Annotated in this window: 26 protein-coding genes, 1 tRNA gene and 1 riboswitch; of the genes, 23 read left to right on the forward strand and 4 right to left on the reverse strand. The window is 71.4% G+C overall.

Annotation, left to right across the window (positions count from 1 at the left end):
* Positions 1 to 18: 18 nt before the first annotated feature.
* Both IT347_13355 and IT347_13360 read left to right on the forward strand, forming a co-directional pair.
* A complete protein-coding gene (locus IT347_13355; protein MCC6350567.1) occupies positions 19 to 1,185 on the forward strand; it encodes an alanine--glyoxylate aminotransferase family protein in 1,167 nt (388 codons plus the stop codon).
* Positions 1,182 to 2,102 (forward strand): hydroxyacid dehydrogenase, encoded by a 921-nt coding sequence (locus IT347_13360; protein ID MCC6350568.1) that lies wholly within the window; start codon positions 1,182 to 1,184, stop codon positions 2,100 to 2,102. The genes IT347_13355 and IT347_13360 overlap by 4 nt, the downstream gene beginning before the upstream one ends.
* Positions 2,103 to 2,127: 25 nt before the next feature.
* Here the strand turns inward: IT347_13360 and IT347_13365 are convergent, their stop codons facing one another.
* From IT347_13365 to rfbF, 3 genes are read right to left on the reverse strand one after another with little or no spacing between them, the layout of a single operon-like run.
* Positions 2,128 to 3,087, reverse strand: coding sequence for an NAD-dependent epimerase/dehydratase family protein (locus IT347_13365; GenBank protein ID MCC6350569.1), 960 nt, complete (start codon positions 3,085 to 3,087; stop codon positions 2,128 to 2,130).
* Between the two features lie 4 nt (positions 3,088 to 3,091).
* On the reverse strand, positions 3,092 to 4,087 hold the full coding sequence (locus tag IT347_13370) for an NAD-dependent epimerase/dehydratase family protein (GenBank protein ID MCC6350570.1): 996 nt from the start codon (positions 4,085 to 4,087) through the stop codon (positions 3,092 to 3,094).
* On the reverse strand, positions 4,084 to 4,854 hold the full coding sequence (gene rfbF, locus IT347_13375; protein MCC6350571.1) for a glucose-1-phosphate cytidylyltransferase: 771 nt from the start codon (positions 4,852 to 4,854) through the stop codon (positions 4,084 to 4,086). The genes IT347_13370 and rfbF overlap by 4 nt, the downstream gene beginning before the upstream one ends.
* Before the next feature lie 163 nt (positions 4,855 to 5,017).
* Here rfbF and IT347_13380 point away from each other — a divergent pair, with 163 nt between their 5' ends.
* On the forward strand, positions 5,018 to 6,250 hold the full coding sequence (locus IT347_13380) for a glycosyltransferase family 2 protein (protein MCC6350572.1): 1,233 nt from the start codon (positions 5,018 to 5,020) through the stop codon (positions 6,248 to 6,250).
* A gap of 76 nt (positions 6,251 to 6,326) precedes the next feature.
* Complete coding sequence (locus tag IT347_13385; GenBank protein ID MCC6350573.1) at positions 6,327 to 7,601, forward strand: adenylosuccinate synthase; 1,275 nt, start codon at positions 6,327 to 6,329, stop codon at positions 7,599 to 7,601.
* A gap of 52 nt (positions 7,602 to 7,653) precedes the next feature.
* Here IT347_13385 and IT347_13390 read toward each other — a convergent pair whose 3' ends face one another.
* A complete protein-coding gene (locus tag IT347_13390) occupies positions 7,654 to 8,364 on the reverse strand; it encodes a Crp/Fnr family transcriptional regulator (GenBank protein ID MCC6350574.1) in 711 nt (236 codons plus the stop codon).
* A 309-nt stretch (positions 8,365 to 8,673) separates the two neighbouring features.
* On the opposite strand from IT347_13390, the gene IT347_13395 reads away from it, so the two are divergent.
* The 19 genes from IT347_13395 (at position 8,674) to IT347_13485 (ending at position 24,112) form a co-directional block, all read left to right on the forward strand.
* The gene (locus IT347_13395) at positions 8,674 to 9,195 is read left to right on the forward strand and encodes a hemerythrin domain-containing protein (GenBank protein ID MCC6350575.1); all 522 of its coding nucleotides are present in this window, start codon (positions 8,674 to 8,676) and stop codon (positions 9,193 to 9,195) included.
* 13 nt (positions 9,196 to 9,208) lie between these two features.
* A complete protein-coding gene (locus tag IT347_13400; GenBank protein MCC6350576.1) occupies positions 9,209 to 9,679 on the forward strand; it encodes a cytochrome c in 471 nt (156 codons plus the stop codon).
* A 73-nt stretch (positions 9,680 to 9,752) separates the two neighbouring features.
* On the forward strand, positions 9,753 to 11,657 hold the full coding sequence (nosZ, locus tag IT347_13405) for a Sec-dependent nitrous-oxide reductase (GenBank protein ID MCC6350577.1): 1,905 nt from the start codon (positions 9,753 to 9,755) through the stop codon (positions 11,655 to 11,657).
* A 65-nt stretch (positions 11,658 to 11,722) separates the two neighbouring features.
* Positions 11,723 to 12,340, forward strand: coding sequence for a hypothetical protein (locus tag IT347_13410; protein ID MCC6350578.1), 618 nt, complete (start codon positions 11,723 to 11,725; stop codon positions 12,338 to 12,340).
* Positions 12,337 to 13,725 carry a nitrous oxide reductase family maturation protein NosD gene (nosD, locus tag IT347_13415; GenBank protein MCC6350579.1) on the forward strand — a complete coding sequence of 463 codons (1,389 nt, stop codon included), beginning with the start codon at positions 12,337 to 12,339 and terminating at the stop codon, positions 13,723 to 13,725. Before IT347_13410 ends, nosD begins: the two co-directional genes overlap by 4 nt.
* A complete protein-coding gene (locus IT347_13420; protein ID MCC6350580.1) occupies positions 13,713 to 14,636 on the forward strand; it encodes an ABC transporter ATP-binding protein in 924 nt (307 codons plus the stop codon). Before nosD ends, IT347_13420 begins: the two co-directional genes overlap by 13 nt.
* Positions 14,633 to 15,046: a hypothetical protein gene (locus IT347_13425; protein MCC6350581.1), complete on the forward strand. Its 414-nt coding sequence runs from the start codon at positions 14,633 to 14,635 to the stop codon at positions 15,044 to 15,046. The genes IT347_13420 and IT347_13425 overlap by 4 nt, the downstream gene beginning before the upstream one ends.
* Complete coding sequence (locus IT347_13430) at positions 15,046 to 15,891, forward strand: ABC transporter permease subunit (GenBank protein MCC6350582.1); 846 nt, start codon at positions 15,046 to 15,048, stop codon at positions 15,889 to 15,891. The genes IT347_13425 and IT347_13430 overlap by 1 nt, the downstream gene beginning before the upstream one ends.
* Before the next feature lie 234 nt (positions 15,892 to 16,125).
* Positions 16,126 to 16,608, forward strand: coding sequence for a cytochrome c (locus IT347_13435; protein ID MCC6350583.1), 483 nt, complete (start codon positions 16,126 to 16,128; stop codon positions 16,606 to 16,608).
* 150 nt (positions 16,609 to 16,758) lie between these two features.
* Positions 16,759 to 16,834: transfer RNA gene (locus tag IT347_13440), tRNA-Lys, on the forward strand.
* Between the two features lie 303 nt (positions 16,835 to 17,137).
* Positions 17,138 to 17,398 carry a zf-HC2 domain-containing protein gene (locus tag IT347_13445; GenBank protein MCC6350584.1) on the forward strand — a complete coding sequence of 87 codons (261 nt, stop codon included), beginning with the start codon at positions 17,138 to 17,140 and terminating at the stop codon, positions 17,396 to 17,398.
* Positions 17,399 to 17,510: 112 nt separating this feature from the next.
* Positions 17,511 to 18,560: a redox-regulated ATPase YchF gene (ychF, locus tag IT347_13450; GenBank protein MCC6350585.1), complete on the forward strand. Its 1,050-nt coding sequence runs from the start codon at positions 17,511 to 17,513 to the stop codon at positions 18,558 to 18,560.
* A gap of 40 nt (positions 18,561 to 18,600) precedes the next feature.
* A complete protein-coding gene (locus tag IT347_13455) occupies positions 18,601 to 19,188 on the forward strand; it encodes a hypothetical protein (protein ID MCC6350586.1) in 588 nt (195 codons plus the stop codon).
* 58 nt (positions 19,189 to 19,246) lie between these two features.
* Positions 19,247 to 19,376, forward strand: a riboswitch (FMN riboswitch).
* Between the two features lie 120 nt (positions 19,377 to 19,496).
* Entirely contained in the window at positions 19,497 to 20,597 is a 1,101-nt protein-coding gene (ribD, locus tag IT347_13460; protein ID MCC6350587.1) for a bifunctional diaminohydroxyphosphoribosylaminopyrimidine deaminase/5-amino-6-(5-phosphoribosylamino)uracil reductase RibD, read from the forward strand.
* Positions 20,598 to 21,209: a riboflavin synthase gene (locus tag IT347_13465; protein MCC6350588.1), complete on the forward strand. Its 612-nt coding sequence runs from the start codon at positions 20,598 to 20,600 to the stop codon at positions 21,207 to 21,209.
* A 65-nt stretch (positions 21,210 to 21,274) separates the two neighbouring features.
* Entirely contained in the window at positions 21,275 to 22,486 is a 1,212-nt protein-coding gene (locus IT347_13470) for a bifunctional 3,4-dihydroxy-2-butanone-4-phosphate synthase/GTP cyclohydrolase II (protein MCC6350589.1), read from the forward strand.
* A gap of 2 nt (positions 22,487 to 22,488) precedes the next feature.
* Positions 22,489 to 22,959: a 6,7-dimethyl-8-ribityllumazine synthase gene (locus IT347_13475; protein MCC6350590.1), complete on the forward strand. Its 471-nt coding sequence runs from the start codon at positions 22,489 to 22,491 to the stop codon at positions 22,957 to 22,959.
* Positions 22,956 to 23,387 carry a transcription antitermination factor NusB gene (gene nusB, locus IT347_13480; protein MCC6350591.1) on the forward strand — a complete coding sequence of 144 codons (432 nt, stop codon included), beginning with the start codon at positions 22,956 to 22,958 and terminating at the stop codon, positions 23,385 to 23,387. The genes IT347_13475 and nusB overlap by 4 nt, the downstream gene beginning before the upstream one ends.
* Positions 23,387 to 24,112 (forward strand): metallophosphoesterase family protein, encoded by a 726-nt coding sequence (locus IT347_13485; GenBank protein ID MCC6350592.1) that lies wholly within the window; start codon positions 23,387 to 23,389, stop codon positions 24,110 to 24,112. The genes nusB and IT347_13485 overlap by 1 nt, the downstream gene beginning before the upstream one ends.
* The last annotated feature ends 12 nt before the right edge of the window (positions 24,113 to 24,124 follow it).

Here is a 24,124-nt window from a genome sequence, read left to right on the forward strand (position 1 = left end):
CGAGAGGACCGACGCTCCATGACCGCCACGCCCACCGCCGCGACGACCCGGACCCATACGCGCGCGCGCCTGTTCACGCCCGGCCCGGTCGAGATTCCCGCGCGCATCCTGCGCGCCCTCTCGCAGGTGCCGCCGCACCATCGCACGGACGCCTTCCGCGCGACCTTCAAGAAGGTCAGCGAGGATCTGAAGTGGCTGCACCAGACCGCGGGCGAGGTGCTGATGCTGGCGGCCTCGGGCACCGGGGCGATGGAGGCGTGCGTCGTCAACCTGCTCGGCCCGAAGGACCGCGCGCTGGTCATCGTCGGCGGCAAGTTCGGCGAGCGCTGGGCGAACCTGTGCAAGGCCTACGGCGTCGGCTGCGACGTGGTGGAGGTGCCCTGGGGACACGCCGTGGACCCGGCCGAGGTCGCCCGGCGCCTCGACGCCGACGCGGCGATCACGACGGTGTTCGGCACGCAGAGCGAGACCTCGACCGCGACGCTCAACGACGTGGAGGCGCTCGCGAAGGTCACGCGCGCACGCGGCCGGCGACTGGTCGTGGACGCGATCACCGGCGTCGGCGTGCACCCGCTGCCGCAGGACGCCTGGGGTGTGGACGTGATCGTGACGGGGTCGCAGAAGGGCCTGATGTCGCCCCCCGGCATCGCGACCGTGAGCCTCGCCCCATGGGCGCTCGACGCGATCGAGGGCGAACGCCTGCCGCGCTTCTACTGGGATCTGCGCAAGGCGCGCAAGAACCTGCCCGCCGGCGAGACGCCGTTCACGCCCGCGGTGAGCCTGACCTTCGCCGTCGGCGAGGCGATCACGATGATGAAGGAGGAGGGGCTCGACGCCGTGCACCGGCGCCACGCGCGACTGGCGGCGGCGACGCAGGCCGGAGCGCGCGCGCTCGGCTGCACGCTCTTCTCGAAGAGCCCGGCGCACGGCGTGACCGCGATCGAGCCGCCGGCGGGCGTGGACGCCTCCGGGATCGTCAAGAGGCTGCGCGAGGTTCACGGCATCACCGTCGCCGGCGGGCAGGATCACATGAAGGGCAAGATGCTCCGCATCGGTCACATGGGCGCCTACGACCTCTCCGACATCTACGTGGTGCTGGGCGCCCTCGAGGAGTGCGTGAACGCGGCGGGCCACAGGGCCGGTGGCGCCATCGAGGCGGCACGACGCGGCTGGGAGAACGCGTGAAGGTCCTGGCCTGCGACCGGGTGGACCCGGCCGCGATCGCCATGCTCCGCGCCGCCGGCCACGAGGTGGCCGAGGCCAGCGCCCTGAAGGGCGAGGCCCTCGTCGCCGCGCTCGCGGGCGTCAGCGGCCTGATCGTGCGCGGCGCGACCAAGGTGACGGGCGACGTCCTGCGCGCCAGCCCGGGCCTGCGCGTGGTGGTGCGTGCGGGCTCCGGCCTCGACAACGTGGACCGCGCCGCGGCGGAGGCGTGCGGGGTGCGGGTCTTCAACACGCCGAACGCCAACTCCGTCTCGGTGGCCGAGCTGGTGTTCGGCCTGCTGCTCGCGCTTGAGCGTCATCTCGTGCCGGCGGCGGGCGACCTGCGGCGCGGCGTGTGGGAAAAGTCGAAGTACCAGGGCCGCGAGCTGTCGGGACGCACGCTCGGCATTCTCGGCTTCGGCCGGATCGGCCGCGAAGTCGCGACGCGCGCGCGCGCCTTCGACCTCACGGTCGTCTCGCACGATCCCAAGCACGGAACCACGTCCGAAGGCTTCGGCTGGGTGCGCGAGCTTCAGCGCGACGAGGTCTTCCGATCCGCCGACATCGTGACGCTGCACGTGCCGCTCATGGAGGGCACGCGCGACTCGATCGGGGCGCGCGAGTTCGCGCTCATGAAGAAGGACGCGGTGCTCGTCAACTGCGCGCGCGGCGGGGTCGTGAACGAACCCGACCTGCACGCGGCGCTCGTCGCGGGCACGATCCGCGCGGCCGCCTCCGACGTGTTCGCCACCGAGCCCCCGCCCGCCGAGCACCCGCTGCTGGCGCTGCCGAACTTCCTGCCGCTGCCGCACCTGGGGGCCTCCACGGCCGAAGCCCAGCGGCGCGCCGGCACGGACGCCGCGCAGATCGTGATCGAGGCGCTGGCGGGCGGGAGGTAGCCCGGCGCCCGCGCGGGCGGCGCGCTCAGGCTCGCGCGGCCGCGATGAGGCGGCGCAGGCCCTCGTCGAGTTTCGTGCGCGCGGACCATTCCAGCAGCCGCGCGGCGCGGCGTGAGTCCATCCACCGGTGGGAGGCCTCGCCCGCCCGCTCGGGCCTCGCGCCGAAGAGCAGCCGGGCGCGCGAGCCCGACAGGGCCCGCACGCGTTCGGCGAGGTCGCGGAGCGTGATCTCGCGTCCCGAGCCCGCGTTGAGGATTTCCCCCTCGACGCCGTCACGCGTGGCGCTCGCGATCAGCGCTTCGACGACGTCGTCCACGAACACGAAATCCACGGCCTGCTCGCCCGAGGTCATCGCGAAGTCCCGACCCTCGACGCACGCGCGCACGAGCGAGGGCAGAAAGAAGCTCTCGTCCTGCCCGGGGCCGTACACGAGGGCCGGACGCAGCGTGACCAGCGGCAGGTTCCACTGGGCCGCGAGCGCATGCGCGACCTGGGTCGCCGCGACCTGGCTGGCGGAGTAGGGGGAGACCGCGTGCTCCCGCTGCTCCTCCCGGAACGGAGCCGGTCCCGCGCCGTACTCCTCCATGCCGCCGGTTCGCACGATGCGCTTCGGCCGGGTGCGGCCCGCCGCCAGCGACACGAGCAGGTTGAGCGTGCCTTCCAGGTTGACGCGCAGGCTGAGTCGCCAGGCCCCGGGGTCGTCCGGACGGCTTCGCCCGCCCGTCCATGCCGCGAGGTGGAAGACGACTTCGGGCGCGAGGAGCCCGATCGCCTGCTCGAGCGAGGCCGACTCGACGAGATCGCCCTCCACCAGCGTGACCCGGCCGGCCACTTCGGCGAGCGCTGCGATCGGCGCTCCCGGCTGGGTCAGCACGGTGACGCGGGCGCCGTCGCGCACCAGGCGGCGCACCAGGTGCGAGCCGACGAAGCCAGCCCCGCCGGTGACGAGGATCTCCCGGCCGCCGAGCGCGGCGTCGCCGCTCATCCGCTCACTTCCCGAGAAAATCCCTGTACCAGCGGATGGTCTCGAGCAGGCCCGCCTCGAGCGTCCACGCAGGGGTCCAGCCGAGGCGCTCGCGCGCCTTGGCGGCCGAGAGGTGCTGGTCCTTGATCTCGCCCCGGGCCGTGTTACGGATCTCGGGCTCGAGATCCTCGCGGCCCATGAGCCGGCGGAGGGTGGCGACCAGTTCCAGCACCGAAGTCGGCTTCTCGCCGCTGAAGTTGAACGCCTCGCCGCGCACGTCCGGCCGGTCCATGCATTCGGCCATGCGCAGGTAGGCGCGCGCCACGTCCTTCACGTAGACGTAGTCACGGATGAAGGTGCCGTCGCTGCGCAGCACCGGTCGCCGGCCTTCCAGCAGCGCGCGGACCGTTTCGGGAACGATGCGACTCCAATTGAGGTCGCCTCCGCCGTAGACGTTTCCGAACCGGGCGATGGTGACGGGCAGCCCGTACGTTTGGGCGTAGGTCTGCGCGAGCAGGTCGGTGCAGGTCTTCGAGACCTCGTAGGGGTGATGGCCCGCCAGCGGCATGTCCTCCCGGTAGGGCAGGTCGGGCCGCGCGCCGTACGCCTTGTCGCTCGAGGCGACGACGACGCGGCGCACCAGCCCCGAATGCAGCCGGCAGACCTCCAGCAGGTTGTACGTCCCGCGGAGGTTCGACTCGAACGTCGCCAGCGGCCAGCGATGCGCGACCTCCACGAGCGTCTGCGCGCCGAGGTGAAACACCGTGTCCGCGTCGTGCAGGTTGACCCCGCGCTCGAGCGCCGCGAAATCCGCGAGATCCCCGTTCACGACGTGACAGCGCGAGAGGTCGCCGCTGCGCAGCAGTTCGGAATGCGGGTCCGCATCCAGCACGAACACGACGACACGCGCTCCCTGCGCCAGCAGGTCCTTCACGAGCCACGAGCCGATGAGTCCGGTCGCGCCCGTGACGAGGACCGTGCGGTCCTTCCACGCGGTCGAATCCCCCGGGACGCCGCTCATTTCCACACGGCCCATGGCGCATTCCCCTCGGCCCACAACTGGTTGAGCGTGCGCTTGTCGCGCAGCGTGTCCATGCACTGCCAGAACTCCTCGCAGCGGTAGGCCATCAGCTGGCCATCGGCCGCGAGCCGCTCCAGCGGGGCGCGCTCCCAGACCGTGTCGTCGCCCTCGAGGTAATCGAACACGCCGGGCTCGAGCACGAAGAACCCGCCGTTGATCCAGCCTTCGCCGATCTGTGGCTTCTCGTCGAAGCGGGCGATCGCGTCACCCTCGAACTCGAGCCGCCCGAAACGGGCCGGCGGCCGCACCGCTGTGAGCGTGGCGAGCTTGCCGTGCCGCCGGTGAAACTCGAGCAGGCGGCGGATGTCGAGGCCCGAGACGCCGTCCCCATAGGTCATCATGAACGTGCCGTCGCGCAGCAGCGGCGCGAGCCGCAGCAAACGACCTCCGGTCATCGTCTCGGGGCCCGTGTCCATCAGGTGGACGGTGAAGTCGTCGCGGGTCGCCGAGTACTCGGTGACCTGTCCGCGGGACAGGTCGATCCGGAAATCGCTCTCGAGGCGCGCGTGATCGAGGAACCAGCGCTTGATCACGTCGCCGCGGTAGCCGAGCGCGACGACGAACTCGCTGTGCCCGAAGTGGGCGTAGATCTTCATGATGTGCCACAGGATCGGGCGGCCGCCGATCTCGATCATCGGCTTGGGCAGGATGTCCGTTTCTTCCGCGAAACGGGTGCCGAGGCCGCCCGCGAGAATCACCGTCTTCATGGACGCTCCGGGTCAGGGACCGCCGAAGATTCTACCCTCATCGCGCAAGCGTGGGGAATGGTCCTGTCGCCGCGCTCGACCCGGCGCGCCGTGGCCGGGCGGGGCGATCGTGCAATCTGCAACTCTTGACGCTCCCGCGAAGCACCGGCCATCATGGTGCGGCATGCGCACGGCCTCCGCCCCCCCCATTCAGCCCTCCGACCTCGAACTCACGTTCCTATTTCCATGCCTGAACGAGGCGGAGACGGTGGCGGCCTGTATCGGCGAAGTGACGCGGCAGTTCGCCGAGCACGGCCTCGAAGGAGAGGTGCTGGTCGCCGACAACGGCAGCACGGATGGCTCGCCGGAACTGGCGAGGGCCGCGGGGGCGCGCGTGATCCACGTGGTGGACTGGTTTCCGGACGTGCCGCGGCGTGGTTACGGCACCGGGCTGACCGCCGGGCTCATGGCCGCGCGCGGCCGGTTCGTCGTGCTCGCGGACTCCGACGGGAGCTACGACGTGTCGAGCCTGCCGGCGTTCGTCGCGAAGCTTCGCGAGGGTTTCGACCTGGTGATGGGCAACCGCTTCCGTGGCGGCATCCGTCCGGGAGCCATGCCGCCGCTTCATCGTTTTCCCGGCAATCCGATGATGACGCTGCTCGGACGCACGTTCTTCGCCGCGCCCATCGGCGACGTCAACTGCGGCATCCGCGGCTGCCGACGGGACGCGGTCCTGGGGCTGGGCCTCAGTTCGATGGGCATGGAGTTCGCGATCGAAATGGTCGCGAAAGCCAGCCTCGAGGGACTGCGCATCACGGAGGTCCCGACGATCCTTCGCCCGGACGGACGCAGCCGCCGCCCGCACCTGCGCACGTTTCATGACGGCTGGCGGCAGCTGCGTTTCATGCTGCTGTACAGTCCCCGCTGGCTGTTCCTCTACCCCGGACTGGCGTTGCTCATCCTCGGCGGACTGCTCATGAGCCTGATCGTCTGGCACCCGGTGCGCGTTCTCGGTGTCCGCCTGGACGTCCACTCGCTGATCCTGGCCGGAGCGTTGATCACCATCGGCAGCCAGACCGTGCTGTCGTTCCTGCTCGCGAACCAGCACGCGACCGCGCAGGGCGTGCTGCCGTCGAGCGAGCGATTCGAGCGCTTCCTGAAGGCGAAGTCGCTGGAACGGGCGGTCCTGCTCGGGGGAGTGCTGGTCGTATTGGGACTCGCGGGGGTCGCGGTTTCGGCCTACGTCTGGGCCCGGCGTGCCTTCGGCGATCTCGACATCGCCGTCATGATGCGCGTCATCGTGCCGAGCGCGACCGCTCTGGTCGTCGGCGTCCAGCTGATCGCGGCCGGTTTCCTCTCGAGCGTGCTCGAGCTTCGGGGCAATCCGGTCGTCGTGCCCGGCGTCGAGGAGCGCTGAGCGCGCGTCCCGCGTTGGACACCCCACCCACGCTCCGCTACCTTGCCGCGTCGCTCCGGACTCCGGGAGGGTCTCGATGCCGTGCACGGTGGTGGTGGGCGCCCAGTGGGGCGACGAAGGCAAGGGCAAGATCGTCGATGCGCTGAGCGCCCGCGCGGACATCGTGGCCCGCTACCAGGGCGGCCCCAACGCGGGGCACAGCGTCATCCATCACGGCGAGACGCTGGTGCTGCACCTGGTCCCCTCGGGCATCCTCAACCCGGGCCGGCGCTGCCTGATCGGCAACGGCGTCGTGATCGACCCGGACCGGCTGTTCGAGGAAGTGACCCGGCTCGAGTCGCTCGGTATTCCGGCGCGCGCGCAGCTCGGCGTCTCGGGCTCGGCGCACCTCATCCTGCCCTACCATCGCGCCGCCGAAGCGGTGGCCGAGCAGGGGCCGGGAGCGATCGGGACCACCGGCCGCGGTATCGGCTTCGCCTATCGCGACAAGGCGGGGCGGACCGGCCTGCGGGTCGCCGACCTGTACGACCGCGCGACGTTCGTCGGCCGGGTGGACGGCAACCTCGCGCGGCTTCGCCGTGAGTTCCCGGAGGCCGCGACCGAACTTTCCGCGATGAGCGGCGCGGCGCTGCACGACGGCCTTCGGGAGGTCGCCGCGTGGCTGGAGCCGCTGGTCTGCGACGTCCCGGCCGAGCTGCACGCGGCGCTTCGCGCCGGCCGGCGCGTACTGCTCGAGGGAGCGCAGGGCACGCTGCTCGACGTGGACCACGGCACCTACCCGTACGTGACCTCGTCGTCCGCGAGCGCCGCCGGCGCCCCGCTCGGCGTCGGGCTCGGGCCGACCGCGGTGGACGAGGTCGTGGGCGTGAGCAAGGCCTACGCGACGCGCGTCGGACTGGGTCCGTTCCCGAGCGAGATGCCCGCGGAGGAAGCCGCCCGCCTGCGGGAGGCGGGCGAGGAGTACGGCGCCACGACCGGCAGGCCCCGCCGATGCGGCTGGCTCGACCTGCCGGCGCTGCGCTACGCGGCGCGGATCAACGGCCTCACCTCGCTCGTCGTGACCAAGCTCGACGTTCTCGACCACTTCGACGAGATCCTCGTCGCCACGGCCTACGAGTGCGAGGGGCGCGAACTCGCGGAGTATCCGGCCTCGGCGCGCACGCTGGCCGGCTGCCGGCCGGTCTGGAAGCGTTTCGCGGGCTGGAAGCGCAGCACCGAATCGGCCCGTCGCTGGGCCGACCTGCCGGCCGCGGCTCGCGCCTACCTCGAAGCGATCGAGGCGGAGGTCGGCGTGCCGATCTCGAGCGTCTCCGTCGGCGCCGCCCGCGAGGCCGAAGTCTCCCGCGGCTGAGCAGGCGCGTTCGGCCCGCCCGGCTGCGTGCCGCGGCGCCGGCCGGGGCGGGTTACTCCTCGCCGCGGCCTTCGGCGATCGAGCGGAGTCGCTCCAGGGACGGCACCAGGAACCGCCGCTCGCCGGTGACGAGCACTCCCTCGCGGTTCCAGCGCGAAAGCGTGCGGATCGCCGACTCGACGGTGGTGCCGACCAGTTCGGCCACCTCCTGGCGCGAGAGCGGCACCGGGATCTCGGTGCCCGCCGCGGTCGCCCTGCCGGAACGCTCGGCAAGCCCGAGGAAGAGTTGCGCGATGCGCACCTCGACGCGCTGCCCGCGCATTTCCTCGACCTTTCGCGCCAGCATCATGTTGAGACGGGTGAGATGGAGGATCAGGCGGCGCGACAGGTCGGGGTGACGCTCGAGCAGATCGAACCAGTGCGCGGCGGGCACGCACAGGATCGCCGTCGGCTCCATGACGATCGCCGATGCCGGGTAGGGCATGCGGTTGTAGACCGCGACCGCCCCGACGGACTCACCGCGGCCGAAGATCTCGAGGATGACGTCTCCGCCGGTTCCGTGGCGCACGACCTTGACGCGGCCGCTCACGATCAGCGTCAGGGTCTCGGCCGGATCTCCCGCGGTCCACAGCACGTCGCCCTTGTGCAGGTCGCGCAGGGTCGCCATCGTCTCGATCCGCTGCTGGTCCTCCGACGGCAGGCCGCGAAACATCGGCTGCGAGCGAACGGCCGCTTGAATGCGCTCCATGCGCGGGTCGGACAAGGAGATTCTCCGGAAGCGGCTGAGCGGGAGGGCGGGCCCGCGGCCGGTGCCTGGCGTGCAGGAGTGGGTGGTTTCGGGTGACGACCGGACTGTGGCTCCCGGATCGGTCCGCCAGGTGGAGCCGTGGAGCGGACTTCGGCCCCCGGGACCCGGTCCGGGCTCTCGCTCGCGCAGCATCGCCCACGCCCGTCCGGCGGCGCAACCGCCCGCCGCGGTGCAGGCCCGTCCCGGAGCCGCCGAACCGGAGAATCCACGGCCGGCATGACGGGCGTCATACGCGCAGTGGCGCGGACGGGCGATGTTGTCCGCATGAGACCGGACGATCGCTGCTCCGACGACCCGTTCGCGGTCTTTCGTCGAGACCATGATCGCGTGCTGGGGCGCCTCGCGCGGCTCGAGACGGAGTTCCGCTCGGGCCGGGTCCCGCTCGACGACGGGCTGCTGAACGAACTGGTCGCGCACCTCGAGCGGCAGTTCGCCACGCACATGGCGGCCGAGGACTCGGTGCTCTACCCCGCGCTGCGCGCGGCCTTTCCGGGGGCGGCGAGCACGATCGATCCGCTGCTGGCCGATCACGCGGAGTTGCGGGCGATGCTGTCCGCGCTCGCCGAACAACTTTCCCGACCCCGGGAACGCGCCCGCGACGAACAGGTCGAGGTGCTCGTCCGGGATCTCTCCGACCTGCTCCGACTCCACATCCACCGGGAGGAGTCGGTCGTCTTCGACGTGGCCGCCCGCGTGCTCTCGCGCGCGGAGATCGCGGCGTTGACGGTCGGCCTCGACACGCTCATGCGTGAACCTCCGGACTCACGTGCCCCGCAGGGACACTGAAAGGATTCCATTCATGAACCGGTACGCAACCTGCCTGCTTGTTTCCGCCCTCGTCGTGCTCGCCGGCTGCGGCGGCAAGGCCGAGGACCAGGGTTCCTCCTCCGCCTCGGCCAGCCCGGCGCCCGCCGCGGGCAAGCTGCTCGCGAAGTCGCTCTACGACGACGGCCCGCGGGCGGCCGACTCGCCGGTGGACGCCGCCGCGGCCGCCGCCGGAGAGAAGCTCTTCTCGACCAAGGGCTGCACGGCCTGCCACGCATGGGGCAGGAAGCTGACCGGGCCGGATCTCAAGGACGTGACGAAGCAGCGCACCGCCACCTGGATGGAGAATCAGATTCTGCACCCCGACGTGATGGTCAAGACGGACCCCATCGCGCGCGCGCTGTTCGCGCAATTCGCGCTGCAGATGCCCAAGCAGGGGCTGACCGAAACGGAAGCGAAGCAGGTGGTCGAGTACCTGAAGAAGCGCGACAAGGACGGCAAGTAGTTCCCGGCCGACAGGGAAGGCCTGGGCCCGTCCGGGCCCCGGCTCCTGCCGGATCCCGACAAGGGGGGAGGCCATGAAGCAACGTTGGAAGCTGGCGCTGGCGGTCGCGAGCATTCTCGCGGCGACCGCGGGTTGCATGGCGGCGAACCGCGGGGGCGGCGCCTCCGGCGACGCCGCCCGCAGGACCTACGTGAAGCCCGGTGAGCACGACGCGTACTACGCATTCCTCTCCGGCGGGCATCACGGCAACGTCTACGTCTATGGAATGCCGTCGTGCCGGCACATCACGACCATTCCCGTCTTCACTCCCGAGCCCGCGGTGGGCTACGGATACGACGAGGAGTCGAAGGCGATGCTCGGCGGGCGGACATGGGGCGACGCGCATCACCCCGGGCTGTCGGAAACCGACGGCAACTACGACGGCCGCTGGCTGTTCATCAACGACATGGTCAGCGCCCGGATCGCCCGGATCGACCTCGGCGACTTCAAGACGAAGCAGATCTACGGTCCGATCCCCAACCTCTCGGCCGCCCACGCCTGTCCGTTCCCGACCCCGAACACCGAGTACGTGTTCGCGGCATCGCGCTTCTCGGTTCCGGTGCCGAACCGCCCGGCCCGAGTGCAGGACTACGGCAAGGACTTCCGGGGCATCATCGCCGGGATCAAGGTGGATCCGAAGGACGGCACGATGTCCATGGGCTTCGAGATCCTCATGCCGCCGTTCGACTGGGATCTCGCGGACGCCGGCAAGGGGCCGAGCCACGGCTGGGCCTTCTTCACCTGCTACAACAGCGAGATGGCGTACGACTCGCTCGAGATCAAGGCTTCGCAGAACGAGATGGACTTCTTCGCCGCCGTGGACTGGCGCGCGGCGCAGAAGGCCGTGGACGAGGGCAAGGCGACGACGATCAACGGCGCGCCCGTGCTCGACCCGGCGAAGGTGCCGGGCATCGTCTACCTGGTGCCGGTGCCCAAGAGTCCGCACGGCGTGGACGTGAATCCGACCGGCGAGTACGTCTGCTGCTCGGGCAAGCTGCAGGCGGAGGTCAGCGTCTACAGCTTCGCGAAGATGATGAAGGCGATCGAGAAGAAGGAGTTCGACGGCGAGCGCATGGGCGTGCCCGTCCTCGAGTTCGACGACTGCCTCGAGGCGAAGGTTCCGGTCGGGCTCGGTCCGCTGCACACGCAGTTCGACGACAAGGGCAACGCGTACACGTCGCTGTTCCTCGATTCGCAGATCGCGAAGTGGAAGGTCGGTCCGCCGTGGGACGTGACGGACAAAATCGACGTGTACTACTCGATCGGCCATCTGATGGCCTCCGAAGGCGACACGCGCAACCCCACCGGCGAGTACGTCGTGGCGCTCGACAAGCTGTCGAAGGACCGCTATCTGAGCGTCGGCCCGACGCATCCCGAGGCGGCCCAGCTCATTGACCTGCGCGGGCCGAAGATGGAGTTGCTCTACGACTTCCCGACCTATCTCGAGCCGCACTACGCGCAGATGATCCGGGCCGAGAAGCTCAAGCCCTTCACCATCTATCCGCTCGAGAAGAACAGTCATCCGGACGCCATCAAGCGCGCCGAGGACGCGCGCATCGAGCGCAAGGGCAATCGCGTGGACGTGTACATGCTCGCGGTGCGCACGCACTTCACCCCCGACATCGTCGTGGCGAACGAGGGCGACGACGTGTACTTCCACGTCACCAACCTCGAGCAGGACGACGACATCGCCCACGGCTTCGGCATCCTCTGGTCGAACTGCAACATGCAGGTCGAGCCGGGCGAGACGAAGACCATGCACTGGAAGGCCGAGAAGCCGGGGATCGTCCCGTTCTACTGCTCGAACTTCTGCAGCGCGCTCCACCAGGAGATGCAGGGGCTCATCGAGGTGCGTCCGCGCGGCTCCTCCATCGCGAGCGTGCAGCGGCCCGACCCGGCGAAGACCGCGCAGATCGCGGCCGAGCTGGGACGGAAGTAGTCGAAACCCGCGCGCGGCCGGGGGACCGTCCCCCGGCCGCCGTGGGAATGCTTGGGAGTCGAATCGTGAACGAGTACCTGACCGGCAAGTTCCGGCCCACGGAGCGCCGCTACATCTTCCTCGCGGCGCTCGTGCTCCTGCCGGTCTTCTTCTTTCCGGTGCTGCATATCTGGGAGATGCGGATGTGGGCTCCGCAGTACCGCGAAGGGCTGACCCTGCGGATCTACACCAACGAGATTCGCGGTGACGTCGACAAGATCAACACGCTGAACCACTACGTGGGCATGAAGGCGCTCCGCAACGAGGACTTCCGGGAGTTCCGCTTCCTGCCGCAGGCACTGACGGGCTTCGGCGTGCTGGCGCTGCTGGCCGGACTCTTCAACCGCCGCTGGCTCGCGGTGCTCGGCTGGCTCGCGTTCACCGCCTTCGCGGTCGTGATGTTCAAGGACTACGCCACCTGGCTGTACAAGTACGGCCACGAGCTCGACCCGCGTGCCGCGATCAAGCTCGAAGCGTTCACGCCGCCGTTCATCGGCTACAACCGGATGGCGAACTTCAAGGTCCTCAGCATGCCCGGACCCGGCACCGTGCTGCTCGGGATCGCCTGGCTGCTCGGGCCGCTGACCGTCTGGTTCGAACGCCGGGCCGCGCGCTCGGCGGGGCGTTCCAGCAGGCGGCAATGACCCTGCGCGCCGGAGGGCTGGCGGCGCTTCTCCTGCTCGCGGCGGCATCCGCGGCCGGAGCGCGCGAGACCCTCGTGCCGCCCGGCCGGGCCGCGGACGCCCTCGCGGCCGCCGCGCCCGGCGACACCATCGTGCTCGCGCGCGGCGTGCACTCGGGCCCGCTCGTCGTCGCGAAGGCGATCGTGCTGCGGGGGGAGGCGGGCGCGGTGGTGGACGGCGGAGGAAGGGGGTCGGTGCTCACCGTCGGCGTCTCGGGCGCCGTCGTGGAGGATCTCGTCCTCCGGGGCAGCGGGCGCTCGGTCATGGACGTCGACGCCGGCGTGCGGGTCCTGCTCGGCGCGCACGTCCGCCTCTCGCGACTCGTGCTCACCGACGTGCTCTACGGCGTCTACGGCGAACGGGCCGACGACCTGCGGATCGAGCAGGTGGACCTCACGGGTCGTTGCCGGCCGCGCGCCGGGCGCGGCGAAGGCAACGGTGTGCATCTGTGGTACTGCGCTCGGGCCGTCGTGCGCGAGTGTCGCGTCGACCGCTTCATGGACGCCCTCTACCTGTCGTTCGCGCACGGCGCGACGATCGAGGACAACCTGCTCTACGACAGCGGGCGCTACGGTTTTCACTCGATGTACTGTCAGAATGGCCGATTGGCGCGCAACCGGTTCACTCGAAACATCGCGGGCTGCGCGCTCATGTTCTCGAACCACCTGGTGATCGAGCGCAACGCGTTCGTCCGCAATCAGGGTCCCCGCACGTACGGGCTCCTGCTTCGCGACTGCTCCGACGGCCGCTTCGAAGAGAACCGGATCGCGGAGAACACCGTCGGCGTGTTCCTCGACGGCTCGAACCGCAACCAGTTCCGCGGGAACCTCGTCCAGGACAACGGCTGGGGCGTGTTGATGTTCGCCTCGTGCGCGAAGAACGTCTTCACCGCGAACGACTTCGTGCAGAACGACTACCCGGTCGCGCTCGACATGCGCCGCACCGACAACCGCTTCGACGACGGCCGCATGGGCAACTGGTGGAGTGCCCACGCGGCCTACGACCTCGACGACGACGGCGCGGGCGACACCGAGTACGCGCCGGTCGGGGCGTTCGCGTTCCTGTCGAAGCGGTCGCCCGATCTCACGCTGCTCGCGCACAGCCCCGCGGTCGCGGCGCTGGGCGTCGCGGAGCAGGTGTTCCCGGCGCTGCGGCCGAGCGAGGCCGTGGATCGATTCCCGCGAGTGCGGCCCGTGCCTCTGGCTCCCGACTCGACCCCGGCGCTGCCCGGTGGCGAGGATGCGCCGCGACGCGGAAATAGGAACTGGGCCGGGATGATCGCCTTCGGGACCCTTGCCGCCATTGGAGCGGCGGCACTCGCTTCGAGCGGGGCGTGGCGCGCATGATCCGGGTCGAGGGACTCCACAAGCGCTGGGGCGCCGTGCGGGCGGTGGACGGCCTGTCGTTCGAGATCCGGGAGGGCGAGACCTTCGCGCTCATCGGACCGAACGGTGCGGGCAAGACGACGACGCTCAAGTGCCTGCTCGGACTCGTGCGCCCGGACTCGGGCAGCATCGAGATCGGACCGGACCGGCTCCCGCCCCACGATCCGCGCGCGCGCGCGTCGATCGGCTGGGTGCCGCAGCGCGTCGAGTTCGCCCCCGGCCGGACGGCGTCCGAGGTGCTGACCTTCTTCGCCGAACTGCGCGGACTGGGTGCGGATGCGGTGGGGGCGGCGATCGAGCGCGTGGGGCTCGGCTCGCACGCCGGGCGCCGGGCGACCGAGCTTTCGGGTGGCTACGCGCAGCGGCTTTCGCTCGCGCAGGCGCTGCTCGGCGACCCGTCGCTGCTCGTGCTCGATGAGCCGACCGCAAGCCTCGATCCTCAGGCGACGTGGGAGTTCCGCTCGCTCGTCCTCGAACTGAAGGCGCAGGGCAGGACGATTCTGCTGTGCTCGCACCTGCTCGACGAGGTCGAAAGGGTCTCCGACCGCGTGCTCATCCTGGTCGGAGGACGCGCCGCCGCGTTGGAAAGCATGTCGGACCTGCGCGCCCGGCAGGTCGGAGCGACGCGGCTGGTGATCGGGCTCGACGACCCCCCCGCGCGAGCGCTCGCGGTGCTCGAGTCGCGCGGGCTCGACCGGGTCGTCGTCGTCGGCGCCTCCATCGCGGTCGAGGCGCGTGAAGGCCGGTTCCTCGAGGCGCTCGAGGCTCTGCGTGCCGCGGGCGTGGGGATGAACTCGGTCGAAACGCAGCGCCCTACGCTGGAAGAGGTCTTTCTGGCCGCGGTGCGCGAGCGCGACGGGGTCCGGGCGTGACGCGCCGCTGGCTCGCGCTGGTGCTGCTCGTGTTCGCCGGGGCGGCCGCATTCACGATCGCCGGCCGCCTGCCGCGTCGTGCCGCAGCGCCGGAATCGCCACCGCCGCCGCCGCCCGTCGAGGCCGACACGCTGGTCGTGGCCGGCGACGAGGCACACCCGCCGCGCATCAGCGCCGTGCTGGGGCACCGGCTCGCGATCACCGTCATCAACCGGGGTGTCGCCGCCGCGCATCTCGCGCTCTCGGGCTACGAGCACGCGTTCGCCCCACGGTCGCTGGCGCCCGGGGAGGCGCGGACCGACACGCTGCTGCTCGACCTGCCCGGCGAGGACTTCGCGTGGATGCTCGACGGTCGTCCGGCGGCGCAGCTGCACGTCGCCGGCTCCCACCTCGCCGAGGGACACCGCTGATGCCCGCACCCGCCCGGTTTCGAGCCCTCCGCGCGTTCGTCGTCGCGCGGGAGGAATACCGGCGCGCTCTCGAGAGCAAGTGGCTGTTCGGCTTCGCCGCGCTGTTCGCGCTGCTCGTGCTCGGACTGTCGTTCTTCGGCCTCGCGCAGAGTGGCGAAGTGGGTTTCACGGGCTTCGCGCGGGTGACCCTGTCCCTGCTCAACCTCGTGCTCTTCGTCGTGCCGCTGGTCGGCCTGATGCTCGGCGTGACGAGCGTGACCGGTGGCGCCGAATCCCTCTCGCTGCTCCTGGCTCAGCCGGTGTCGCGCACCGAAGTGCTGGCCGGCAAGTTCGTCGGCGTCTCCGCCGCCGTTTCGGTCGCCCAGCTGCTGGGGCTCGGGGGAGGAGGCCTGGTCGTGGCTCTCAACGCCGGACCCGACCAGCTCGGCGGCTTCGCGGTCCTGTGCGGGGTCTCGCTGGGACTCGCCGTGCTGAGCGTGGCGTCCGCGCTCGCGATCGCTTCGCTCTGGCCCGATCGCCTGCGGGCGACCGGCGCGGCGCTCGCGCTCTGGTTGCTGATGGTCGTGGCCTACGACCTCGCGGTGCTGGGCGCGACGACGACCTTTCGCGGCGTCGGTCTGCAGGCGATCCTGCTGCCCGCGCTGCTGCTCAACCCGGTGGATCTGGCGCGCGTGCTCGTGACGATGGCCGTGGGCCGGGGCGCGCTCTTTGGTCCGACCGCGGCCACGCTCGTGCGGACGCTGGGCACCGTGCCGGGCATCATCGCCGTGCTGCTCGCGATGCTCGTGCAGGTGGCCGTGCCGCTCGCGTTGGCGCAGCGCGTCTTCCGCCGCCGCGACTGGTAGCCGGCGCCCGCCCGGGCCGGTGGCCCGTGCCGCCGGACAGGGGCGCACAGGGCGGGTTTGCTTCCCCCGGGACGAGCCGATATAACGACTCGCGCGAGGAGTCCGTCGTCATCGACGTGGCCGCCCGCGCGCTCTCGCGCGCGGAGACCGCGGCGTTGACGGCCGGCCTCGACACGCTCATGCGTGCGTCTCCAGAACCACCCGCCCCTCAAGGGCACTGAAAGGATCCAATCCATGAACCGACGAGTTGTCGTGCTTCTGGCGTCCGCCCTCGTTGTGCTCGCCGGCTGCGGTGGCAAGGCCGAGGACCAGGGAGCCTCCACTTCGGCCAGCCCGGCGCCCGCGGCGCCCGCTCCCGCCGCGAGCAAGGTGCTTGCGAAGTCGCTGTATGACGATGGCCCGCGGGCGGCCGACTCCCCGGTGGACGCCGCGGCGGCCGCGGCGGGGGAGAAGCTCTTCACGAAGAAGGGTTGCACCGCCTGCCACGGTTGGGGGAAGAAGCTCACCGGGCCGGACCTGAAGGACGTGACCCGGCAGCGCACCGCGGTCTGGATGGAGCACCAGATTCTGCACCCGGACGTGATGGTCAAGACCGACCCGATCGCGGACTCGCTCTTCAAGGTCTACAAGCTGCAGATGACCAATCAGGGCCTGACGGAGTCGGAAGCGAAGCAGGTGGTCGAGTATCTGAAGAAGCGCGACAAGGACGGCAAGTAGCCGCCGGTCGAACGAAGCGCCGGGGCCCGCCCGGACCCCGGTCGCTTCCCGAAGGCGATGAAGCCCCAAAGCCCCCCGAGCCCCACGCTGGTGATTCGCCACGTGATCACGGCGTTCACTCGCGGCTCGCGGCCCGCGCCGAAATCAATTGACCCGTTAGCTCAGTCGGTAGAGCACCTGACTTTTAATCAGGGTGTCGCTGGTTCGATCCCAGCACGGGTCACCATCTCGAAAGCACCTTCAGTTATCCGGACAACGTGATGGGCGGTATTGGGTTTCGTCGGTGGGCGCCGGACCGGGAAAGGCGGGCGGCAAGGCTCGGCCGCATCCGCTGGAAGCCGCGCACCGCGGGGCCGGGCGTCGTCGCGCCGGATGCGGCCACGCAGAACTTCACGAAAACCGCCACACGTCCCCCGCATCGAAGTGTGCGTTCCGTGACAGGTCGGGCGAGCGTCGCGACGTGCACGGGGCGGGCGCGGAGGAGCGACATGAGACGGACGGAAACGGTGCCGGCCCGGGGTGCGGCGTCGTGAGGAAGCTGAACTGCCAGGAAGTGCTGGACCAGCTGTCCGTATTTCTCGAAGAGGAACTCGCCGCCGAGTTGCGGGCGGAGATCGAGACTCACCTGAACGGTTGCCGCCACTGCCATCTCGAGGTGGACACCATCCGCACCACCATCCAGCTCTACCGCGTGGACGACCCCGTGGGGGTTCCGATTCACCTGAGCGACCGGATTCGAGCGGCGCTCGCGAGCGCCTACCGCGAGCGTGACCGCCTCACGTCGGATTGACGCCGTTCCGGGGCGCCCGTAGGGTTGCGCCCGATTTCCGTCCCGCCCGCGGAGTGACTCCGCGGGCGTTTCGCTGATGGCGTCACTCCACCTTCCTTCCGCGATCGAGACCATGAAGCGAGTCGGCATCCTCGGGCTGCCTCAGTCGGGCAAGACGACCCTGTTCGAGATCCTCATGCAGGGCGCCGGGGCCGCGCCGGCTCCGGGCGTCTCGGCGAAGGACCGCGTCGGGGTGCTCAAGGTGCCCGACGCGCGCGTGGACCGCCTGAGCGGGATGTTCCAGCCGAAGAAGACGACGTACGCGCAGATCCAGTTCGTGGACAGCGCCTCCGCGGGCAAGGGAAAGCCGGGCAAGGGCGCCGACCTGTTCGCCGGCGTGCGTCAGTGCGACGCGCTGGTCGCGGTCGTGCGCGACTTCGAGAACGCGGCCGTGCCGGCGGCGGGCGGCGTGGACGCGGCACGCGACCTTCGCGAGCTCGAGGCGGAACTCGTCCTGAACGACCTCGCGATCGTCGAGACGCGGCTGGACCGCATCGAGAAGGAAATGAGGATCGGCCGGAAGGAGGCAGCCGCCGAGGGCGAGGCGCTGCGCCGCTGCCGGCAGGCGCTCGAGGCCGAGACGCCGCTGCGCGAGGTGGATTTCACCCCCGAGGAGTTCCGCCTGCTGCGCGGCTTCCAATTCCTGACGCTCAAGCCGCTGGTCGTGGTGCTCAACCAGGACGACGACTCGACGCGCACGCCGCCGGCCCTCGGCCGCGGGGCGATCGGTGTCGCGCTGCGCGCGCACACCGAGCGCGAGATCGTCGCGCTGCCCGCCGAGGAGCGGGCCGCCTTCCGCGAGGAGCTCGGCGTGCGCGAGGACGGGCTTTCGCTCGTCATCCGCGCCTGCCACGAACTGCTCGGCCTGATCTCGTTCTTCACCGTCGGGCCCGACGAGGTGCGCGCCTGGGAGATCCGGCGCGGCGACACCGCGGTGGACGCCGCGGGCGAGATCCACTCCGACCTCGCCCGCGGTTTCATCCGCGCCGAGGTCGTCGCCTACGACCGGCTCGTCGAGCTCGGCGGGTACGCGAAGGCGCGCGAGAAGGGGGTGCTGCGCCTGGAGGGTCGTGACTACGGGGTGCAGGACGGCGACTGCCTCGAAATCCGGCACAACGCCTGAGGCCGTGGGGTAGAACTCGCAGCGAAGGAGGGTCCGGGGCATGAACCGATGGATCGTGCGCGCGGCCGGCTTGCTGGCCCTGACGCTGGCGGCCGCGTGCGCGGCTGAGCCGGCGGCCGCGGGCATGCGCCTCGACGCGTGGAAGGGACACCTGTCGGTCGGCTACGGCCGGGTCTGGTCCGATTCGCTCGCGCCCGCCGGTTCGATCTCGGCGGCCGGCGGACTCGAATACCCGGTCGCGCCGCGCTGGCGGGTCGGCGCGACCGCGGCCTTCAACCTTCTGGGCTCGAGCACCGTGACCCGCGGCAGCGTGACCGCCGCGCTGGATTACAGCCTGTTCGACGTCGCTCTGCTGGCGACCTACCTGCCGCCCCGCGGACCGGTCACGCGCGTATCGATCGGCCCCGGCCTGGCGAGCGCGCGGGCCGAACTGTCCGTGGCGGGAGGCGGAGCGCTGTTTCGCGACCTGCCGGTCGGCGAGGTGAAGCCGGAGTTCGCCCTCGAGGCGGCCTTCCTGCCGCGCCGGCAGACGATCGTCGCGGTTGGAGCCGAGCTGGGCCTGCGCGTCATTCCGGTCGAGCAGTGCACGTGGACCCTGCTCACCGCGCGGCTCACCGTGCACTTCTAGAAGCGCGCGCCGGAGGCTTTGACCCCGTCGGCGGCACCCCGCTATGCTCCCTGCCGCTTTTCTCCTTCGGGGCGGGGCGGAAGTCCCCACCGGCGGTAGAGCCCGCGAGCGGACGACGTCGCCTGTCGCCCGCAGACCCGGCGAGATTCCGGGGCCGACCGTCAGAGTCGGGATGGAAGAAGGAGGGAATCGCGTCCGTTCCCGGACCGCCCGCGCGCGCGGGCGGCCGCGATGCCGCGTTGCCCTCGGAATCCGTCACCCCGCAGCCGCCCGCCGCGGGTTTTTTTTTCGTCCAGTCCGGGAGTTCGATGTCGTTCAGCCCACAAGACCGGCAGTACATGCTTCGCGCGTTGCGGCTGGCGGAGCGCGGGCGCGGGCGCACCGCCCCGAACCCGGTGGTCGGCGCGCTCGTGGTGCGCCGCGGCCGGGTCGTGGGCCAGGGCTGGCACGGCACGCTCGGCGGGCCGCACGCGGAGGTCGAGGCGCTGTCGCGGGCCGGGCGCCGCGCGCAGGGCGCGACCCTTTACGTGACGCTCGAGCCGTGCGCGCATCACGGGCGCACCCCGCCGTGCACCGAGGCCATCCTGTCGGCGGGGATCGCGCGCTGCGTCGTCGCCGTTCGCGATCCGCACGCGATCGTCAACGGCCGCGGGCTGCGCCGCCTGCGCGCCGGCGGCATCGCGGTCGAGACCGGCCTGTGCGCGGCCGAGGCGCGCGAGCAGCTCGCGGGCTACCGGATGGCGCACGGCGAAGGCCGCCCGCGCGTCACCTGGAAGGTGGCCGCCTCGCTGGACGGCCGCATCACCGACCGGCTCGGCCGCTCGCGCTGGATCACCGACGCGCAAGCCCGCCGCCGGGGTCACGCGCTGCGCGCCGCGGCGGATGCGATCGTCGTCGGCGCCGGCACGGCGCGCGCCGACGACCCGCGCCTGACGGCGAGGATCGGCGCCGGAGCGGCCCAGCCGCTGCGCGTCGTCTGCGACACGCGCCTCTCGCTCCCGACGCGTCTGCGGCTGTTCTCGCCGCCGCTGGCCCGCGGCACCGTCGTGGCCTGTTCGTCGCGCGCGAGCGCGGCGCGCGTTCGCGCCCTCGAGGAGCGCGGCGTCACCGTCTGGCGATTGCCGGTGCTCCGCGGGGGCGTCTCGCCGGGGGCGCTCGCCGAGCGCCTCGTCGCGGCGGGCCGCCACGAGGTCCTGCTCGAAGGGGGCGCGACGCTGGGCGGGGCGTGGCTGCGCGCCGGGCTGGTGGACCGCGTCGCGCTGTTCGCGGCGCCGCTGCTGCTGGGCGAAGGGCTGTCGTGGCTGGGTGGGCCCGGACGTGCGCTCGCGAAGGCGCCGCGCGGACGGCTGGCCCGTCTCGAGCGGGCCGGCGACGGCGCGCTGTTGATCGTGGAATGGGGGAAGGCGTAGATGTTCACCGGCATCGTCGAGGAGCAGGGCCGCGTCGCGGCGATCGAGCCGCGCACCGGAGCCCGGCGCCTGTGGATCGAGGCGCGGGCCGTGCGCGAGGACGCCGCCGTCGGCGACAGCATCGCGCACGCCGGCTGCTGCCTGACGGTGGTCGAGCTGGCGGAGGGCCGCTACGCGGTCGAGGCGGTGCCCGAGACGCTGCGGCTCACGACCCTCGGCGGGTGGAGCGAAGGCGACGCGGTCAACCTCGAGCGATCGCTGCGGCTCGATCAGCGACTCGGCGGCCACCTCGTTCAGGGGCACGTGGACGGCGTCGGCGAGGTGCTCGAGGTGCGCCCCGAGGGCGACGGCCGGCGGGTGACCCTGTCGGTGCCCGCACCGCTGCGTCGCTTCGTCGCGCGCAAGGGCTCGCTCGCCGTGGACGGCGTGAGCCTGACGGTCGCGGCGCTCACGGACACGGGCTGCGAAATCGCCTACATTCCCCACACGCTCGCCCTCACCTCGGCCGGTGCGTACCGGCCCGGGCATCGGGTGAATCTCGAAGTTGACCTGCTGTCGCGCTACCTGGCGAGGTTGCTGGAGGGAGCCGGCACGCAGGGGAGGGAGTCATGAACGCCGTTCGCCCCCGCCGCGCAACCGCCTCCTCCTCCGCCCGCCGCCGGGCGCGCGGAGAGGGCGTGATGCTGACCGTCGAGGAGGCTCTCGCGCGCATCAAGGCGGGCCGCGGGCTTGTCGTCGTGGACGACGAGGACCGCGAGAACGAAGGCGACTTCGTGTTCGCAGCCCAGAAGGCCAGCCCCGCCCTGGTCAACTTCGCGGTGCGGCACGCACGCGGCATCCTGTGCGCGCCGATGCTGCCCGAAATCGCCGACCGGCTCGAGCTCAAGCTGCAGGTCGTGAGCAACACCTCGCGCTTCGGCACGCCGTTCACCGAGTCGGTGGACGCGCGCGTCGGGACCACGACGGGTGTCTCCGCCTTCGACCGGACGCGCACGCTGCGCACGCTCGCCCGGCCGGGCGCGAAGGCCGGGGACTTCACGCGCCCGGGCCACATCTTTCCGCTGCGCGCCGTGCCCGGAGGGGTGTTGCGCCGCGCCGGGCATTCCGAAGCGGTCCCGGACCTGTGCCGGCTCGCGGGCCTGCGCCCGGTGGGCGCGCTGTGCGAGATCCTCGCCGACGACGGGCGCATGATGCGCATGCCGGAGCTGCGCCGATTCGCGAAGACGCACGGGCTCGGCATCCTCACGATCCGCGACCTCATCGAGTGGCGCCGCCAGCGCGAACGCCTGGTGCGCCGGCTCGTGAACGTGACGCTGCCGACGCCGGAGGGCGAGTTCCAGCTGCACCTGTACGAAAGCGTGCTCGAGGGCGACCACCACGTCGCGCTCGTCAAGGGCCGGCCGACGCCGGGGCGCGCCACGCTCGTCCGCGTCCATTCGCAGTGCCTGACGGGGGACGTGTTCGGCTCGCAGCGCTGCGACTGCGGCGAGCAGTTGCGCGCGGCGCTGCGCGCCATCGCCCGGCACGGCTCGGGCGTCCTGCTCTACCTGCGCCAGGAGGGGCGGGGCATCGGCCTGGCGAACAAGCTGCGCGCCTACGCGCTGCAGGAGCGCGGGCTCGACACCGTCGAGGCGAACCTGCAGCTGGGATTTCCCGCCGACCTGCGCGATTACGGCATCGGCGCGCAGATCCTGGTGGATCTGGGCGTGCGGCGCATCGAACTGCTGACGAACAATCCGCGCAAGATCGTCGGGCTCGAGGCCTACGGGCTCCAGATCGTCCGCCGCGTGCCGGTCGCGGTGAAGCCGAACCGCCACAACCGCCGCTACCTGGCCACCAAGCGCGACAAGCTCGGGCACCTGCTCGACCTGAGACTGGGGGAGACGTGAGCGTGCGCCACGTCCGGCCCGGGACGGATGCCGCGGGCTACCGCTTCTGCATCGTCGCGGCCCGCTGGAACGAAGCCTTCGTCTCGCGGCTCGTGGACGGGGCGCTCGAGGTGCTCGTGCGCCGCGGCGCGGCCGAGTCCGACCTCGAGGTGCGCTGGGCGCCCGGCAGCTTCGAGCTTCCGCTGGCGGCCCGCTGGGCCGCCGAGAGCGGCCGGTTCGACGCGGTTCTGGCGTTCGGCTGCGTGATCCGCGGCGAGACGGAGCATTTCCGGCTCGTCGCCGACAACTCGGCCAGCGGCCTGATGCGCGTCGCGCTCGACACGGGCGTGCCGGTCCTGAACGGCGTGCTCGCGGCCCACGACGCGGAACAGGCGATGGCGCGCAGCGGCGGCGAGCACGGAAACACCGGCGCCGAGGTGGCGCTGGCCGCGGTGCAGATGGCGGCGCTGCGCCGCCCGGGGGACGCGCGATGAGCGGCCCGGCGCTGGGCCTGCGGCGGCGCGCGCGCGAGGTGGCGTTCCGCGTCGCGTTCCAGGCCGACGTGGCCGGCGATTCGTACCCGTTCGCCTGGTCGCTGCGCCGGGATCAGGAGGAGCTCACCGACGACCAGCTCGAGCTCATCGAGGACCTGATCAAGCTGCTCGACTCGCGCGGGCCCGAGGTGGACGACGTCCTCCGCGCGGCCGCCGAGCACTGGCCGCTGCACCGGCTCGCGGCCACCGACCGTGCGGTTCTGCGCATCGCCGTCGCCGAGCTGTTCGCGCGGCCGGGCTCGCCCGTGCGCGTCGTGCTCGACGAGGCGATCGAGATCGCGCGCCGTTACGGCGGCGCCGAATCGGGCGGGTTCGTGAACGGCGTGCTCGACCGCGCCGCGCGCGTGCTGCGGCCGGAGGAGTTCTGATGCGCCTCGCGCTGGTCTCCGACGTCCACGGCAACCTCGAGGCGCTCGACGCCGTGCTCGCCGACCTCGACGAGCGGCGGCCCGACGCGATCGCCTGCCTGGGCGACTTCGTCGGCTACGGCGCGGCGCCCAACGACTGCATTGACCGGCTGCTGCCGCGCATCGAGGCGGCGGTCGCCGGCAACCACGACCTGGCCGCGTGCGGGCGCATCAAGCTCGGATACTTCAATCCGGAAGCCGCGCGGGCCGCCGTGTGGACGACCGAGACGCTGACGCCCGAGCACATGACCTACCTGCGCGGCCTGCCGTTCACGGTCCAGTGGCGGGGAACGCGCCTCGTGCACGCGTCGCCGTCCGAACCGGAGGAGTGGCACTACGTGTTCTCGCCGGGCGACGCCGCGTACGAGATGGAGTCGTGCGCCGAGTCGGTGTGCTTCATCGGCCACTCGCACTACCCGGGCACGTTCGAGCTCGCGGGACCGCGCGTCAGCTACACGCGCGACGCGCGCGTCGCGGGAACCGCCGGACGGCGCTACCTCGTCAACGTGCCGAGCGTCGGGCAGCCTCGCGACGGCGATCCGCGGGCCGGCTACCTCGTGTACGACGACGTGCACTTCACGTTCGAGCACGTGCGGCTGGAGTACGACGTGGCGGGCGCCATGCGGCGCATTCGCGAAGCCGGCCTGCCGGCGTTCCTCGCCGAACGCCTGCAGTGGGGCGAATAGGAAAGGACGGGA

The sequence above is a fragment of the Candidatus Eisenbacteria bacterium genome (assembly GCA_020847735.1).
Classification (GTDB): domain Bacteria; phylum Eisenbacteria; class RBG-16-71-46; order RBG-16-71-46; family RBG-16-71-46; genus CAIXRL01.

Coding starts and splice junctions, on each gene's coding strand:
- IT347_13355 (MCC6350567.1), top strand. CDS start 19: ATGACCGCCACGCCCACCGCCGCGACGACCCGGACCCATACGCGCGCG.
- IT347_13365 (MCC6350569.1), bottom strand. CDS start 3,087: ATGAGCGGCGACGCCGCGCTCGGCGGCCGGGAGATCCTCGTCACCGGC.
- IT347_13370 (MCC6350570.1), bottom strand. CDS start 4,087: ATGAGCGGCGTCCCGGGGGATTCGACCGCGTGGAAGGACCGCACGGTC.
- rfbF (MCC6350571.1), bottom strand. CDS start 4,854: ATGAAGACGGTGATTCTCGCGGGCGGCCTCGGCACCCGTTTCGCGGAA.
- IT347_13380 (MCC6350572.1), top strand. CDS start 5,018: ATGCGCACGGCCTCCGCCCCCCCCATTCAGCCCTCCGACCTCGAACTC.
- IT347_13385 (MCC6350573.1), top strand. CDS start 6,327: ATGCCGTGCACGGTGGTGGTGGGCGCCCAGTGGGGCGACGAAGGCAAG.
- IT347_13395 (MCC6350575.1), top strand. CDS start 8,674: ATGAGACCGGACGATCGCTGCTCCGACGACCCGTTCGCGGTCTTTCGT.
- IT347_13400 (MCC6350576.1), top strand. CDS start 9,209: ATGAACCGGTACGCAACCTGCCTGCTTGTTTCCGCCCTCGTCGTGCTC.
- nosZ (MCC6350577.1), top strand. CDS start 9,753: ATGAAGCAACGTTGGAAGCTGGCGCTGGCGGTCGCGAGCATTCTCGCG.
- nosD (MCC6350579.1), top strand. CDS start 12,337: ATGACCCTGCGCGCCGGAGGGCTGGCGGCGCTTCTCCTGCTCGCGGCG.
- IT347_13430 (MCC6350582.1), top strand. CDS start 15,046: ATGCCCGCACCCGCCCGGTTTCGAGCCCTCCGCGCGTTCGTCGTCGCG.
- IT347_13435 (MCC6350583.1), top strand. CDS start 16,126: ATGAACCGACGAGTTGTCGTGCTTCTGGCGTCCGCCCTCGTTGTGCTC.
- ychF (MCC6350585.1), top strand. CDS start 17,511: ATGAAGCGAGTCGGCATCCTCGGGCTGCCTCAGTCGGGCAAGACGACC.
- IT347_13455 (MCC6350586.1), top strand. CDS start 18,601: ATGAACCGATGGATCGTGCGCGCGGCCGGCTTGCTGGCCCTGACGCTG.
- ribD (MCC6350587.1), top strand. CDS start 19,497: ATGTCGTTCAGCCCACAAGACCGGCAGTACATGCTTCGCGCGTTGCGG.
- IT347_13465 (MCC6350588.1), top strand. CDS start 20,598: ATGTTCACCGGCATCGTCGAGGAGCAGGGCCGCGTCGCGGCGATCGAG.
- nusB (MCC6350591.1), top strand. CDS start 22,956: ATGAGCGGCCCGGCGCTGGGCCTGCGGCGGCGCGCGCGCGAGGTGGCG.
- IT347_13485 (MCC6350592.1), top strand. CDS start 23,387: ATGCGCCTCGCGCTGGTCTCCGACGTCCACGGCAACCTCGAGGCGCTC.